Origin of the sequence: Sorangium aterium (assembly GCF_028368935.1) — a bacterium.
Classification (GTDB): Bacteria; Myxococcota_A; Polyangia; order Polyangiales; family Polyangiaceae; genus Sorangium; species Sorangium atrum.
The window spans coordinates 3,702,950-3,716,945 of record NZ_JAQNDK010000001.1; the positions used below are offsets into that span (position 1 = coordinate 3,702,950).

Below are 13,996 nucleotides of genomic sequence, written 5' to 3' on the forward strand. Positions count from 1 at the left end.
CTACACCTCCCCGCGGAGCCGCGAGAGAGCGCGCGCCGCGAGCTCCTGGAGCAGCCGGCCGATCGCCGAGAGGCGCTCCCCCGGGATGCTCGACGCCGGCGACCCCTCCGGGACGGGCGCGGCGAGGACCTCGAAGCCCGCGCGCTCGAAGAGCCGGCGCGCGCGCACGATGCGGTGCGCGCCGGTGACCAGCAGGATCCTCCTTGCGCCCCTGGGCAGCAGGAGCTCCGCGCTGCGCTGGGCCTCCACCGCGGTCGTCAGCCCGCGCGGCTCCGTGAGCAGGGCCGACGGGGGGACGCCCAGGCCCTGCGCGAGGCGAGCGCGCGACTCGGCCTCGCTGGCCGGCCCGTTGCGGCTGCCGAGCATCAGAACGAGCGGCGCTCGCCCCCCGCGGTACAGCGCGACGCCCTCGACGGCGCGCCGGAGGGAATCCTCCGGGAGCCGCCCGTCCGGATCGACGTCCGCGCCGAGGACGACCACGGCGTCGGCCTGCCCGGCGTCGGGCGGCGACGCCATCCAGCGATCGAGCGGCGCGGCCGCCGGGGTGAACGCGGCGACGGCGAACGCCATGAGCCCGATCACGCCGGCCGCGGTGCTCAGGCGGTCCCACGCTCCTTCCATGCGCATGGCGTCGGATCCCTGGAGCCGCCCCTACGTCGCGCCCAGGAGGGCGGGCCTCGAGGAGCGCGCGAGCAGCCGCCGCGCCTCCAGCTCCTCCGCGACGCCGTGGATGGCGGCCTCGACGCGCTCGAGCGTCTCCTCGCTCATCCGGCCGTGCAGGGGCAGGCAGACCTGGCCCGCGCAGAGCCGGTCCGTGTTCGGGAGGGCGACGCCCGCGGGGAAGCAGTCCAGCGCGTGCAGGGGCGGGTAGAAGTACCGGCGCGCCTCGACGCCGCGCCGCGCGAAGGCCGCGATGGCGTCGTCGATCGGGGCGTCGATCAACCCGACCCCGAGGTTCTGCCCGTTGGGGGTCACGCCCGGCGGGATGCGCTGGGCGCGGTACACCTGCGGGTGCCGGGACAGGGCCGCGCGCAGCCGGTCGAGGTACGTCCGCCTGCGGGCCAGCGCCTCCGGGAGCCGGCGGAGCGACGCGAGCGCCAGGGCGGCGCGCAGCTCGTCCAGCTTGGCGTTCATCCCCGGGACCGACGCCGAGAGCGGCTGCGCGAGCCCGTGGTTGCGCAGCCGGCGCATCGCCGCGCTGACCTCCCGGTCCGGGGAGACGACCACGCCGCCCTCCGCGGCCACGAGGACCTTGGTGGCGTGCAGCGAGTAGGTCGTCGCGGTGAGCAGCGCCTCGGCCTCCCGGCTCGCGGTCTCGGTGCCCATGCCGTGCGCGTTGTCGTAGATCACGGCCGCGCCCGCGCCGCGGGCCTCGCGCGCGATGGCGGCCAGATCGGGCGGGACGCCGAACACGTTGACCGGGAGGACCAGCGTCGCGCCGTGCTCCGCGAGCAGGCGGCGCAGGTGCCCCGGATCCAGCGTCCAGGTCTCCGGGTCGACGTCGCAGAAGACCGGCTCGAAGCCCGCGTGCAACGCGGCGTTGAGCGTCGCGATGAAGGTGAAGGCCGGCAGGATCGCCTTGCCCCGCCGCACCGCCGCGGCCTCGATGGCGAGGCTGATCGCGACGGCGCCGTTCGAGACGGCCACGGCCTCCTCGACGCCGAGGAACGCCGCGATCGCCCGCTCGAAGCCCTCCGCGAGCGGGCCGCCGTTGCTCAGCCGCCCCGAGCGCAGGACGTCGGCGATCTGCGCCGCGATCGCGTCCGGCTCGTCCACCTGCGGCAAGACCATGGGGATGAAGGGTCGCTGGTCGCTCATGCTTGTCTCTCCGGACGAAGGCGCTGGTGTACGACGCGGCCGATGAACTCCGGGATGCCGAGCAGGTACCGCCGCCAGAGCCGCCGGGGCTCGACCGCCAGGCGGTAGAGCCACTGGACGTGGTTCCGGCGCACCCACTCGGGCGGGTACGCGACGGCGCCCGCCACCTGATCCAGCAGCCCCCCCATACACCAGGTGGCGCGCACCTGGAGCGCCCCGAGGTGCTGGCTCACCCAGAGCTCCTGCTTGGGCGGGCCGAGGCCGACGATGAGCAAGGCGGCGCCCGAGCCGTTGATCTCCCGGACCACCGCCGCCTCTTCGTCGGGGGCGAAGTACCCGTGGTGAACGCCGGCGATCCGGAGCCCCGGGCGCTCCGCGGCCAGGCGGCGCGCGACCTCGTCGGCGATCCCGGGCGCGCCGCCGAGCAGGAAGACCGAGGCCCCGCGCTCGGCGCAGAGGTCCGCGATCCGGCCCAGCTCGACCGGGCCAACGTTGATGCGCTCCGGGCACGGCCCGCCCAGCAGCCGCGCCGCCCAGACCACCCCGATGCCGTCGGCGTACACGACGTCGGCCCGGGAAACCGAGGCGCGGTACGGCGACTCGCGCGCCGCCAGCGTGGCGCAGTACGCGTTGACGTAGGTGTAGTAGTCGGGCCTTTCGCGCTCGGCCTGCAACGCCTCGTCCAGGCGGCGCAGCAGCTGCTCGAAGGAGAGCCGCGTGACGGGGACGCCGAGGACGTCGACCCGGGGCGCGCTCGAGGGCGCAGCGACGGTCATGCCTCGCCCCTGGCCGGCGCCACCTTGCCCTGCGCGCTGATGAACGCGCGAGGATCGGTGACCGGCTCGCGATCGAGGACGGGTCGCGCCTCGTCGGTGCCGAACATCGCGACGTAGTCGCCGTGGAACCCGTCGCAGATGTCGCGGAGCGCGCACCGCTGGCACCCCGCGCCCTTCTGGTAGCCGTTGTGCTCGACGCGGTTCAGCGCGTCGTGGCGGTAGGCCTCATCGCGATCCCCGCGGCGGCGGAGGAGCTTGTAGGACAGCCCTTCCAGCTTCCTCATCATGGGGCCGAGCCGCGGGTCCGTGTCGGCGCGGAGCATCCGGCCCCGGAGGTCGATCGCGTCCGCCAGGCGGAGGAGCGGCTGCCGGAGCCGGCCGAGGCGCGGCCGCGCGCCGAGCGGGACGGGCGGCGACACCGCGCCGGCCCGCATCCGCTGCGGGCCCTTGTTGGTCCAGGTCCAGCTCGCGAAATCCCACTCGTGCGGGTCGTACGAGAGCTGCTGGTAGTTGTACACAGACGGCCAGTGGCGCTCGGGGACGATGCAGTGGGGCAGGTACCGGACGTTCGCCTCGACGCCGGCCTGCGCGAGCACGTCCAGGGCCTCGTCGAGCGGGCCCCGCAGGTCGCCATAACGAGGCACGTTCTCCGCGGTGCGGGCGCCCTCCTTGCGCTGATCCGCGAAGGGGTTGAAGGCGAGGAAGTTGACGGCGCGCGCCCCGAGCTCCACCGACAGCTTCGCGATCGCCGGCAGCTGCGGCACCGCGAGCTTGGACATCACGCAGTTCACGCGGAACGGCACGTCGAGCGCGATGAGGTGGTTCAGCGCGCGCATCTGGCGCACGTGCGCGCCGCTCACGCCCACGGCCGCGTCGTGCGCCTTCCCGAGCCCCTGGACGCTGACGAGGAAGTCGGCGACGCCGGAGTCCTTGAACTGCTGCGCCTTGTCGCGCTTGTCGAGCACCAGCGCGTTCGTGATGAGCGTCGGCGCGAGGCCGATCCCGGCGCAGTACCGGATCAGCGCGTGGATGTCGCGCCAGATGGTCGGCTCGCCGCCCTGGATGTCGATCGCGTCGTTCCCGTAGAACTCGACGAGGGTCCGGCAGATCTCCTGCGCCTTCTCCAGCGACATGAACGGGTGCTCGGGGTGCTCCTTGTCCTCGATCCGATCGAGGAAGTAGCAGAAGTGGCAGCGCAGGTTGCACGTCTGCCCGAGCCACAGCACGCCGCGGCGCGTGAGCGCTCGGGTCTTGCCGTGGGGCCGCGGCGCGGCGGCCGGGCGCGCGGCCGGCACCGCCAGGGCGAGGGCTCGCTCGAGCAGGATCTCCGGCGGCTCGATGTCCGCCGAGACCAGCGACTCCTTTCGCCTGAGCTGCACCAACGAAACGTTGCCATCCGTGCTTGTCTTCACGTGGTCCTCTCCTGGATTCGATCCTTCACGCACGGCGCGCGGCGCCCTGCCGCTTCACGTGACTGCTGCCGGGAAGTTGAACCGCACCGCGATCGGGGCGATAGGGGAGCGGCATGCGCGCGCGGCGACCTCCGGTGAGGGATCTCCTCGATCCATGACGTCGTCGGCGCTCCGCGAGGACGCCCCGCCGCCGGCGAGGCGAAGCGTCTCGGGCAGCATGGCGCTGAAGACCGCGAGCGATCTCGTCTCGCGCGGCGTCCGCATGCTCCTCGCCGTGGTCGCCGCGCGGCTCCTGGGGCCGGCGGGCTTCGGCGACTACAGCTACGCCTTCGCCGTGGGCTTCCTGCTCGGCGAGCTCGCGGACCTCGGCCTTCACCTGTTCATCGCGCGGGAGGTGGCCCGCGATCCCGGCGCTCCCATCGGCCCGCTCGTGCGCCTCAAGCTCGCCGTGACGCTGGCCGCCGGCGCCGTCGGCCTCGTTGTCGGCCTCCTCGCGGGCGCGGCCTCGCCGCGCCGGACGCTCGTGTGGCTGCTGACGGCCGCGTGGCTCATGGCCTCGTTCGTCGAGATGCTCAACCAGGTGTTCCGCGGGCACCAGCGGATGGAGCGCGAGGTGATGGTGGCGGTCACCATGGCCGTCACGTCCTTCGGCCTGGGGACGGGGGCGCTGCTCTCGGGGCTCGGCGCGCTCGGCCTGGCGTGGAGCCTCGTCGCGGGACACCTGGTCGCCCTCACGCTGGCCCTGACCCTCGCCGCCCAGCTGCTCGAGCGCCGGCAGTGGTCCAGCGAGGGCGCGGCGCTGCCGCAGGGCTTCCTCCGCGAGGCCGGGCCGCTCGCTGTGGTGATGCTCGCCAGCCCCCTCTACTTCCAGCTCGATCTCCTGATGCTGGGCTGGATGAGCACCCCCCACGCGGTCGGCGACATGAGCGCGGTCCAGCGCATGATCGGCGGCGCCATGATGCTGCCGGGCGTCGTGCGCGCGGCGGTCTTCCCCGCCTTCGTCGCCAGCCGCTCCGCGAGCGCCCGCAGGCGCCTCGCCACGCTCACCTTCGTCGGGCTCATGGCCGCGGGCGCGCTCATGAGCGCCGTCGTGTGGTGGATCGGCGGGCCGCTCGTCCGGATCGTGTTCGGCCCCGACTACGCGAGCGCCGTGCTGCCGCTGCAGCTCCTGACCACGGCGCTCGTGTGGATGGTGCCGGAGCTCGCCATCGGCCCGATGCTGTTCGCCGCGGGCCAGCAGCGCCCGTACGCGGCCCTCTGGACGGCCACCGTGCTCCTCATCGCCGCCGGGGACCTGTGGGCGGTGCCCGCGCACGGCGCCGCCGGCGCGGCCGCGGTGAAGCTCGTGGTCACGCTCGGCCTCGTGGCCGGCGAGGTGATCGTCCTCTTTCGCGTCAGGGACCACCTCGGGGCCTCCTGAGCGGCCGAGGAGCGGGCCTCTCGCGGCGTCGTCGATCGCCCGGCGTGCCACGTCAGTAGCTCCCCACGCCGAAGAGCATGCGCAGCGGCGTGATCGCCATGATCTTCAGGTCGCCCCAGAAGCTGGCGTTGGCCAGGTAGTAGATGTCGAGGATGACGCTCTGGTCGAAGGTCACCTGGTTGCGCGCCACGACCTGCCACAGGCCCGTGATCCCGGGACGGCCGTCGGTGCGGAGGCGGTGCCACGCCTTGAGCGCGTCGTACTCCGCCATCGGATAGGGCCTCGGCCCCACCAGGGCCATGTCGCCTTTGAGGACGTGGAGGAGCTGGGGGATCTCGTCGAGGCACAGCCAGCGCAGGACGCCGCCCAGCCGCGTGATGCGCGGATCCCTCGGGTGCTTGGGGATGACGACCCCATCGTCGCGCACGAAGCCGGGGATCTCGCCGCGGATGACCGAGAGCCGCGCGGCGTCGCTCCTGTCCTCGCCGTCCCGGCGCCGCGTCCGCATCGTCCGGTACTTGAAGAACAGGAACGGCTTCCCGCGCAGCCCTGCGCGCGGAGCGACGTGGAACGCCCCGCCCGGGGACTCGAGGCGGATCAGCAGCGCGATCGTCAGCCACAGCGGCGCGCCCCCGAGCAGCACCGACAGGGCCACGAGCATCTCGACGGCCCGGGTGGCCGCTGCGTCGAGGCCGCCCCGCTCGCCCGAGCCGAACCGGACCACCGGGAGCCCCTCCGCGGTCCGCTCGGACAGGCCGAGGCGCTCCGCGAGCCACTCGAGGTCCCGCGAGGCGATCGCGACGGCCTGCGCCCGCTCGCGCGCCCGGTGCAGCACGTCCCCCACCGCGTCGAGGCCCTCGACGACGACGGGGGCGCCCGGATCCGCCGGAGGAGGCGGCGCGGTTGCACCTTGAGCGAAGGACGTCGTTGCAACGGTCAAGAAAACCTCCTGGTGGTCTCCGGTCCGGCGTCGCGGCGGTCCCCCGCCCTGCCGTCTCGCCTCAGCCCTCTCTCAGCTGCTCCCCGAACGCCCGGCGCGTCCGCCACCGCGCCCACGCCGGAAAGAGCTCTCCCACCACGCTGCGCAGGCGGAGCCGCAGCGGAGCGCCGCCCTGCGCCCGCGGCTCGCGCCAGAGCGCGGCCACGCTCTCGGCGACCCGGTCCACCGGGACGCCGCCGTCGTGCGGCCGGGACACCGACCCCCGGCGCCGCCGCTCGTCCTCGTGCAGGCCCGTGTCCACCCAGCCGGGGTGCACCTGGGAGACCCGGATCCCCCGGGGCGCGAGCTCGAGCTCGAGCGCGTCGCTGAGGCCACGGACGGCGAACTTCGTGGCGCAGTAGACGCTCTTCATGGGCACGGCGCGGAACGAGACCTCGGAGCCGACGTTGATGATGTGGCCGCCGCCGTCCCCCATCGCCTGCGCCGCGTGCCGGCAGCCGAGGATGACGCCGAGGAGGTTGGTGCGGACGATCGCCTCCACGTCCTCGAGCGCCATCTCGTCGAGGCGCCCGTAGCCCTCCCGGGCGGCGTTGTTGACGACGACGTCGATCCCCCCGAGGAAAGCGCGCGCCGCGCCGAAGAAGGCGCGCTGGGAGGCGTCGTCGCCGACGTCCACCGCGCCCGTGCCGAGCCGGCGGCCCGCGCCCTCGGGCGCTGCGCTCTGCTGCAATGCGAGGAGCGCCCGCTCGTCCCGCGCGCCGGCGAACACCCGGTGCCCCTCCGCGAGCGCGCGCGCGACGATGGCCCGCCCGATCCCGCGGGAGCCGCCGAGCACGACGATGGCGAGCGTCCGCTCAGGCACGCGCGACCCGCGCAAGCAGATCGCGCCCCAGGCTGCGCGCGAGGAGCTTCTCGCTGCTCACGAGGTGCTGCTGGTTGAGCCACGGCGCCGCGCAGGCGAAGCAGCCGTGATCGCGCAGGTGCTCCCACGCGGCCCGGACGCCGACCTCGAGCACGCTCCTGGCGGGGAAGTCCGCGAGCCGCTGGTTGCACGGGTACATGCGGCCGTCGCCGTCGATGAAGGCGTAGTACCTGCCCGCGCTGCACGGGAGGTACGGGAAGCGCTCTCGCCGCTCCTCCCGGGTCACGCGATCCGCGTCGTGGTGTTGCCACCAGCGCGCCATGTTCTCCCAGACGCGCTCGCGGAAGACCATCGGCGCCCCCCGGCGCTTCTGCTCGAGCAGCGCGTCCGCCAGGGCCTGCCGCTCGCCCGCGTCGAGGGAGTTGTCGCCGTGCACGCGCAGCTGCCGATCGGACTGCGGCGCGTAGCTCATGACGACCTCGAGCCGCGCGCCGAAGCGGCCCGCCAGATCGAGGAGCCAGGGCACCTGGTCCTTGTTCCGGCGGTTCAGCACCGCCTTCACGATGCGCGGAATGCCGCGCGCCTGGCACGCCTCGAGCGCCGTCATGGCCACGGCGAAGGTCCCCTGACCGCGGTTCAGATCGTTAATCGGCTCCGGACCGTCGACGCTCACGACGATCGAGCTCAGGTTCGCGAGCTCATCCACGCGCTCCTTGACGCGGAATCCGCTGGTGACCATTCCGACCGAGATCCCTCGGCTCACCGCCCGCTCGATGATGCGGCCAATGGATTTGTGCAGCATCGGCTCGCCGCCCGTGAGCGTCAGGACCGCCGTCCCCAGCGCCGCCGCCTCGTCCACGATCGCGCACAGCTGCTCGACCTTGAGCTGTCCGATGTCGTCCTGCCGGTGGTGGTAGTCGCCGTAGCAGTACTCGCAGCTCAGATGACATCGATTGGTAACACACACATCCACCCAGATCGGACGCGCTTCGCGGGCGAGCTTTGCGCGGACGAGCGAACCCAGGTAGCGAGGCGAGCGGTGCACGCTCGGCATATTAAGGAACTCGCCTCCAGATGTCATCCGGTCTTTGTAATTACTATTTCCTATGGTAGAGATCCTTCGACCGATCACGGTGCCACGGCCCCGAGCTTTACCGAACAGCGCGTCAAGGAGGTATTTTTCCGATGAGTGCGAGCAAGCGAATCCTGGTCACGGGTGGGGCTGGTTTCCTCGGGTCGCACCTCTGCGCACGGCTTCTGGCCGACGGGCACCACGTGATCTGCGTCGACAGCATGGTGACGGGGCGTGACGAGAACCTCGGGCCGCTGCTGAAGAACCCGCGGTTCGAGCTGCACCGCTGCGACGTGAGCGAGCCGCTCCGCTTCGAGGTCGAGCAGATCTACAACATGGCCTGCGCGGCGTCGCCCGTGAAGTACCGGGCCGATCCGGTGCACACGCTCAACACGAACGTGTTCGGCGCGATCAACGTCCTCCGCCTGGCGCAGGACCTGGGGGCCCGGGTCCTGCAGGCCTCCACCTCCGAGGTCTATGGCGACGCGCTCGTCCACCCGCAGCACGAGGACTACTGGGGGAACGTCAACCCCATCGGGCCGCGGGCCTGCTACGACGAGAGCAAGCGGGTCGCGGAGACGTACTTCTGGGAGTACCGCCAGACCCGAAACGTCGATACCGTCATCGTGCGTATTTTCAATACCTACGGCCCGAACATGGACCGGAACGACGGCCGGGTCATCGCCAACTTCGTTGTGAAGGCGCTGCGCGGCGAGGCGCTGGAGCTGTACGGCGGAGGCCACCGCACGCGCTCGTTCTGCTTCGTCAGCGACCTGATCGAGGGGCTGGTCCGCGTGATGAACGCCAAGGACCTGACCGGGCCGGTCAACCTCGGGAATCCGGCCGAGACGAGGATGCAGGACCTCGCCGAGCTCATCATCCGCAAGACCGGCGGGCGCGCGAAGCTGACGATGAGCGATGGCCTCATCGACGATCCCCAGCGGCGCAGGCCCGACATCTCCCGGGCGACGGAGCTGCTCGGCTGGCGCCCTGTGGTCGATCTCGACTCGGGCCTCGATCGCACGATCGACTGGTTCCGCCCGCGCGTCTGACGTCCGGCGACGAGCGCGGGGAGCAGGCTCGCGGGATACAAGCTCAGCCGCACGAACGCCGATCACGTCGAGCGAACGTGAAATGAACCGCCAAGGCGCCAAGGACGCCAAGAGCAGAAAATGTTCTGGCGTCTTGGCGTCCTTGGCGCGCTTGGCGGTTCGAAATTCTGCTCTTTTCTGGCGGGTTTAACCCGCCTGTCGCGCTGGAGGCGCCCAGCCGGGGCAGGCGCTCAGCCGCCCTTCGACGGGAGGCGGCCGGAGGTGGCCATGACGCGCCCGCCGCGGCCGGCGCTGACGTCCGCCAGGATGCGATCGCGCTGCGCCCGGATCCGCTGTCCGAGCACGCGGTGGATCGCGGCCCTGAGGGCCATTCCCCCGAGCCCGCGCGTGACCGCGCCGGGCCCCGGCGCCGATCTCAGCCGGTCCAGGAGGATCTTCGCCGCCGTCTGCGCCGAGAGCAGGCGGGCGCCGTCGCGGCGGTGGAGCTCCGGGTAGCTCGAGCGGAGCTGCTCTCTCGCGGCGGCGTTGCGCGCGAGCGCGCGGACCACGTCGGCCATGCTGTCCACCTCGAAGTGGATGGGCGCCTCGGGGACCACGACCAGCGCATCGCCGGCGACGAGCGCCGTGAGCCACGAGTCCTCGGTCACGAGGTCGACGGGCAGCCGAGGCAGCGTCCCGGCAGGCAGGAGCCCACGCTCGGCCATCACCGCGCCCAGCCGATCGCGATCGATGGCATAGAGGCGACCGGAGATGTAGTCCTGACCGAGGCTGGTCGTCAGCAGGCGGAGGACGGTGCCGAGCGGCGGGGGCGGCGCCCCGCGCGGCTGCTCGAACGCCGCGGCGACGGCGGCGCGCGGAGAGCGCTCCAGGGCGCGCAGCAGGGCCGAGATGGAGCCCTCGGCCGGGCGCACGTCCGCGTCCGTGAACACGAGGCGACGGTTGCGCGCCCGGGCCACGAGGGCGTTCCATGCGTTGTTCTTTCCGAGCTCGCTCTCGATGACGGCGAGCCGCGGCTCCCGCTCCCGGAACGCCTCGGCGACACGCTCGGTGCCGTCCGTGCACCCGTTGAGACAGACGAGGATCTCGTCCACCTCGGGGCCGAGCCGCGACAGCTCGGTGAGGGTCGCCTCGATGGTGCGGACTTCGTTGTACGCAGGCAGGCAGATGCTGGCAGCCATCGACTCCGACGCATACCACCACGCCGGCTCGGGTGTCACGCGGCGCGCGCCGCGCGGGATGGCCACCCAGGAACTGACGATGGCGACGATGGCGACGATGGCGGTCGCGCCGGCGATGCCGACGCGGTCGCACCCATTGCACGAAATTTAGGCTTGGGTAAGGCTCCTGATTATGTTAGCGTAAGAACAACCCCGCGTGACTACAAAGTCCGCCGGAGGTTCGCGCCGTCGCGCTGGTCTCGCGCCTGACGTCATCGTGATCCTTAGGTGTGCCGGTCCAGGTGCGGCGCTGAAAGGAGAGCTTATGCACAGGCTTTTTGCGTTCGTGCTCGCTGGCACGGTGCTCCTGGCAGCCTCGCCGCCGGCGCATGCGAAGCGACCGATCCTCGCCGAGGGGTCGCCGATGCACGGCACCAATGGGATGAATGTGGGGCCGGATGGTCGGCTGTACGTCGCGAGCTTCCTTGGCAATGAGATCGCCATCGTGAACCGCAACAGCGGAGCCATCGTGGATCGGCTCGACGCGTCGGACGGGATCGATGGCCCGGACGACCTCACGTTCGGCCCGGATGGCTCGCTCTACTGGACCTCGCTCATCCCTGGCAATGTCGTGAGGCACGCGCCGTCGGGCGCGATCACCGAGCAGTTCGTCGCGCCGGGGGTCAACCCCATCACGTTCTCCGATACGGGGCGGCTCTTCGTGGCGCTCGACTTCTTCGGTGACGGGCTCTACGAGGTCGATCCGGAGCTGTCGGCTCCGCCGCGCCACATCGCGAGCAACCTCGGCTTCCTGAACGGCATGGACTGGGGGCCCGACGGCAGGTTGTACGGGCCGATCTGGACGCAAGGCAGGGTGATCAGCATCGATGTGGACTCCTGCACTGGCGCTGTCGACCCGGACGTGGAGTGCGACCTCCAGACGGTCGCGGACGGCTTCTTCATCCCTGCGGCGGCCAAGTTCGACGGGCTCGGTCGGCTCCACGTGGTCGATCAGAACGGCGAGGTGGTGCGGGTCGACATCGAGACGGGCGAGAAGGAGGTCATCGCGGAGCTCACGCCGGGGCTCGACAACCTCGCCTTCGACCCGCAGGGCAATCTCTACGTGTCGAGCGCCAGCGACGGCTTCATCGTCCGGATCAAGCCGAACGGCCAGACGCGCACGATCATGCAGGGCGGCACGATCATGCCCGGCGGCGTGGCCGTGACGACCGAAGGATGCGCCGAATCGGTTTATGTGGCCGATCTGTCGTCGCTGCGGAAGTTCGACGGGGACACGGGCGCTCCGCTGGGCGTCGAGCGGTCGTTCCTCGGTCAATCGGAGTTTCACGCGCCTGCCACGGTGTCGGCGGACGGCTCGAATCTGATCTTGACCGCGTGGTTCAGCAGCGTGGTCCAGACCTACGACCCGGCGACGGCGACGGTCCTCGAGACGTACAGCAACTTCGTCTCGCCGCTCAACGCGGTCCGGTTCCAGGGAGATCTCGTGGTGGCCGAGCTCGGCGCGGGGCCGGGCGCGGCGCGCGTCGCCCGCCAGACGGCCGGCGGCCCCGTGACGCTCGCGCCGATGACCGTGCCCTCGGGCCTCGCGGTGTCGGGAGGCGACCTCTGGGCCGCAGACTGGGCCACGGGCCAGGTCCTCCAGGTGGCGGCGGGGGGCGTGACGCTCTCTCCGCCGCTCGTGGTGGCCGACGGCCTGGATCAGCCGGAGGGGATGGCCGTCGATCTGGACGGCACCCTGCTCGTCGTGGAGGTCGGGAAGCGCCGCCTGCTGCGCGTGGACCCGTCGACGGGGCACACCTGGGTCGTGAAAAAGTACCTGAAGGTGGGGCTCGAGGCGGTCACGGGGACGGTGCCGACCTACGCGTTGAGCAGCGTCGCCGTGGGCCCGTCAGGGACGATCTATGTCTCTGGCGACAAGGGCAACGTGCTCTATCGATTCTGACCCAATCGCGACGAGGAGGCGCTGTCCTCGTTCGTCCTCGCCCCCTGAATCCAGACGTGAGGCTCGCGACCTGCTGCTCTGGCCAGGAGCAGCAGGCGACCCATAGAGGATGAGCCCCGTTTCGCGTAAGCTCGCGGGCTGCATGACCGTCCCGACGCTGACACGAAGAGACCTCAACCGGGCCACGCTCGCGCGGCAGATGCTGCTCGCGCGGGAGCAAACGTCGGTCGTCCACGGGATCGAGCGGCTGATCGCCCTCCAGGCCCAGCTGGCGCGGCCTCCTTTCATCGGGCTCTGGTCGCGGCTGGCGGCGTTCCGGCGCGAGCAGCTCGTCCAGCTCGTCGTGCGCCGCGAGGTCGTCCGGGCGCCGTTCCTGCGCGGCACGCTGCACCTCGTGAGCGCAAGGGACTACCTGGATCTGCACCCGGTCATCGCGCCGGTGCTCCACGCCGGGATGCGGTCGGTCCTCCGCGAGCGCGCGGACGCCCTCGACATCGCTCGGCTGGTCGCCCTGGCGCGCGCGTACTTCGACGCGGAGCCGCGGACCATGGACGAGCTGCGCGATCACCTGGCCGAGCTCCACGCCGACGGCGACGTGCGCGCCATGGCCCTCGCGGTTCGCATGCACCTGCCCGTCGTCCAGGTGCCGGCCGAGACCCCATGGGCATATCCGGGAACGGCGGACTTCGCCCCGGCGGCGTCCTGGCTCGGCAAACCGCTCCGCGACGGCGGCGCGCCGCAGGCGCTCGTGCTGCGTTATCTCGCGTCGTTCGGCCCGGCGACAGCGACCGACGTGCAAACGTGGTCCGGCCTGACCCGCGTCAAGGAGGTGCTCCACGCCTTGCGAGAGCAGCTCTGCGTGTTCCGCGACGAGCGAGGCCGGGAGCTCTTCGACCTGCCCGACGCGCCGCGGCCGCCCGCGGACACCGCCGCGCCGGCCCGGTTTCTCCCCGATTACGACAACCTCCTGCTCGCGCACGACGACCGCACGCGGGTCATCGCGGACGAGCATCGCCCGCGGATCGTCATGTCCGCCAACCTGCGGATCCTGCCGACGTTCCTCGTGGACGGGTTCGTGGCCGGCACATGGACGATCGAGCGGAAGAAGGCCACGGCCGCGCTCGTGCTCGAGCCGTTCGAGGCCCTTGGCAAGGCGGCGCGCGAGCAGCTCGCCGAGGAAGGGGAGGCGCTCCTCCGATTCATGGAGGAGGACGCCGGCGCGTTCGAGGTGCGCTTCGGGAAGAATGGATCCACGAAGGCGCCTGCGGCGCGGGCGAAGGCGAAGAGCGGCGGAGCCGCCAAGGCGCCTGCGGCGGGGGTAAAGGCGAAGAGCGGCGGAGCCGCCAAGGCGCCTGCGGCGCGGGCTAAAGGCGGGGGTGCAGCGAAGGCGCCTGCGGCGCGGGCGAAGGCGAAGAGCGGCGGAGCCGCCAAGGCGCCTGCGGCGCGGGCGAAGGCCACGAGATGAGGCCGCCAGCTGCCCCCCTCATTTTAGTGGCATTGTGGCGAGAGAATTAGAAAGCAGGG

The 13,996-nt window shown here is 71.8% G+C and carries 13 protein-coding genes; 5 read left to right on the forward strand and 8 right to left on the reverse strand.

Annotated elements, in window-relative coordinates:
* From POL72_RS13705 to POL72_RS13720, 4 genes are read right to left on the reverse strand one after another with little or no spacing between them, the layout of a single operon-like run.
* Positions 1 to 627, reverse strand: coding sequence for a YdcF family protein (locus POL72_RS13705; protein ID WP_272095636.1), 627 nt, complete (start codon positions 625 to 627; stop codon positions 1 to 3).
* Positions 628 to 651: 24 nt separating this feature from the next.
* Positions 652 to 1,818, reverse strand: a complete 1,167-nt coding sequence (locus POL72_RS13710; RefSeq protein ID WP_272095637.1) for a DegT/DnrJ/EryC1/StrS family aminotransferase — start codon at positions 1,816 to 1,818, stop codon at positions 652 to 654.
* Positions 1,815 to 2,594, reverse strand: coding sequence for a WecB/TagA/CpsF family glycosyltransferase (locus POL72_RS13715; protein ID WP_272095638.1), 780 nt, complete (start codon positions 2,592 to 2,594; stop codon positions 1,815 to 1,817). The genes POL72_RS13710 and POL72_RS13715 overlap by 4 nt, the downstream gene beginning before the upstream one ends.
* Positions 2,591 to 4,006, reverse strand: a complete 1,416-nt coding sequence (locus POL72_RS13720) for a radical SAM protein (RefSeq protein WP_272095639.1) — start codon at positions 4,004 to 4,006, stop codon at positions 2,591 to 2,593. Before POL72_RS13720 ends, POL72_RS13715 begins: the two co-directional genes overlap by 4 nt.
* A 154-nt stretch (positions 4,007 to 4,160) precedes the next feature.
* Between POL72_RS13720 and POL72_RS13725 the strand changes: the two genes are divergently transcribed.
* Positions 4,161 to 5,426, forward strand: coding sequence for an oligosaccharide flippase family protein (locus tag POL72_RS13725; RefSeq protein WP_272095640.1), 1,266 nt, complete (start codon positions 4,161 to 4,163; stop codon positions 5,424 to 5,426).
* Between the two features lie 52 nt (positions 5,427 to 5,478).
* Here POL72_RS13725 and POL72_RS13730 read toward each other — a convergent pair whose 3' ends face one another.
* The 3 genes from POL72_RS13730 to POL72_RS13740 all read right to left on the reverse strand — a co-directional run bounded on the left by POL72_RS13730 (position 5,479) and on the right by POL72_RS13740 (position 8,309).
* Entirely contained in the window at positions 5,479 to 6,366 is an 888-nt protein-coding gene (locus POL72_RS13730; protein WP_272095641.1) for a sugar transferase, read from the reverse strand.
* Positions 6,367 to 6,427: 61 nt separating this feature from the next.
* Positions 6,428 to 7,228, reverse strand: a complete 801-nt coding sequence (locus POL72_RS13735; RefSeq protein WP_272095642.1) for an SDR family NAD(P)-dependent oxidoreductase — start codon at positions 7,226 to 7,228, stop codon at positions 6,428 to 6,430.
* The gene (locus POL72_RS13740) at positions 7,221 to 8,309 is read right to left on the reverse strand and encodes a radical SAM protein (RefSeq protein WP_272095643.1); all 1,089 of its coding nucleotides are present in this window, start codon (positions 8,307 to 8,309) and stop codon (positions 7,221 to 7,223) included. Before POL72_RS13740 ends, POL72_RS13735 begins: the two co-directional genes overlap by 8 nt.
* Before the next feature lie 104 nt (positions 8,310 to 8,413).
* On the opposite strand from POL72_RS13740, the gene POL72_RS13745 reads away from it, so the two are divergent.
* Entirely contained in the window at positions 8,414 to 9,352 is a 939-nt protein-coding gene (locus tag POL72_RS13745) for a UDP-glucuronic acid decarboxylase family protein (protein ID WP_272095644.1), read from the forward strand.
* A 230-nt stretch (positions 9,353 to 9,582) separates the two neighbouring features.
* On the opposite strand, the gene POL72_RS13750 is transcribed toward POL72_RS13745, so the two are convergent.
* A complete protein-coding gene (locus POL72_RS13750; protein ID WP_272095645.1) occupies positions 9,583 to 10,530 on the reverse strand; it encodes a glycosyltransferase family 2 protein in 948 nt (315 codons plus the stop codon).
* Here POL72_RS13750 and POL72_RS13755 point away from each other — a divergent pair.
* The 3 genes from POL72_RS13755 to POL72_RS13765 all read left to right on the forward strand — a co-directional run bounded on the left by POL72_RS13755 (position 10,517) and on the right by POL72_RS13765 (position 13,937).
* A complete protein-coding gene (locus tag POL72_RS13755) occupies positions 10,517 to 10,681 on the forward strand; it encodes a hypothetical protein (RefSeq protein WP_272095646.1) in 165 nt (54 codons plus the stop codon). The two genes, POL72_RS13750 and POL72_RS13755, sit on opposite strands and share 14 nt — an antisense overlap.
* A 153-nt stretch (positions 10,682 to 10,834) precedes the next feature.
* The gene (locus tag POL72_RS13760) at positions 10,835 to 12,472 is read left to right on the forward strand and encodes an NHL repeat-containing protein (RefSeq protein ID WP_272095647.1); all 1,638 of its coding nucleotides are present in this window, start codon (positions 10,835 to 10,837) and stop codon (positions 12,470 to 12,472) included.
* 142 nt (positions 12,473 to 12,614) lie between these two features.
* A complete protein-coding gene (locus POL72_RS13765) occupies positions 12,615 to 13,937 on the forward strand; it encodes a winged helix DNA-binding domain-containing protein (protein WP_272095648.1) in 1,323 nt (440 codons plus the stop codon).
* Positions 13,938 to 13,996: the final 59 nt, after the last annotated feature.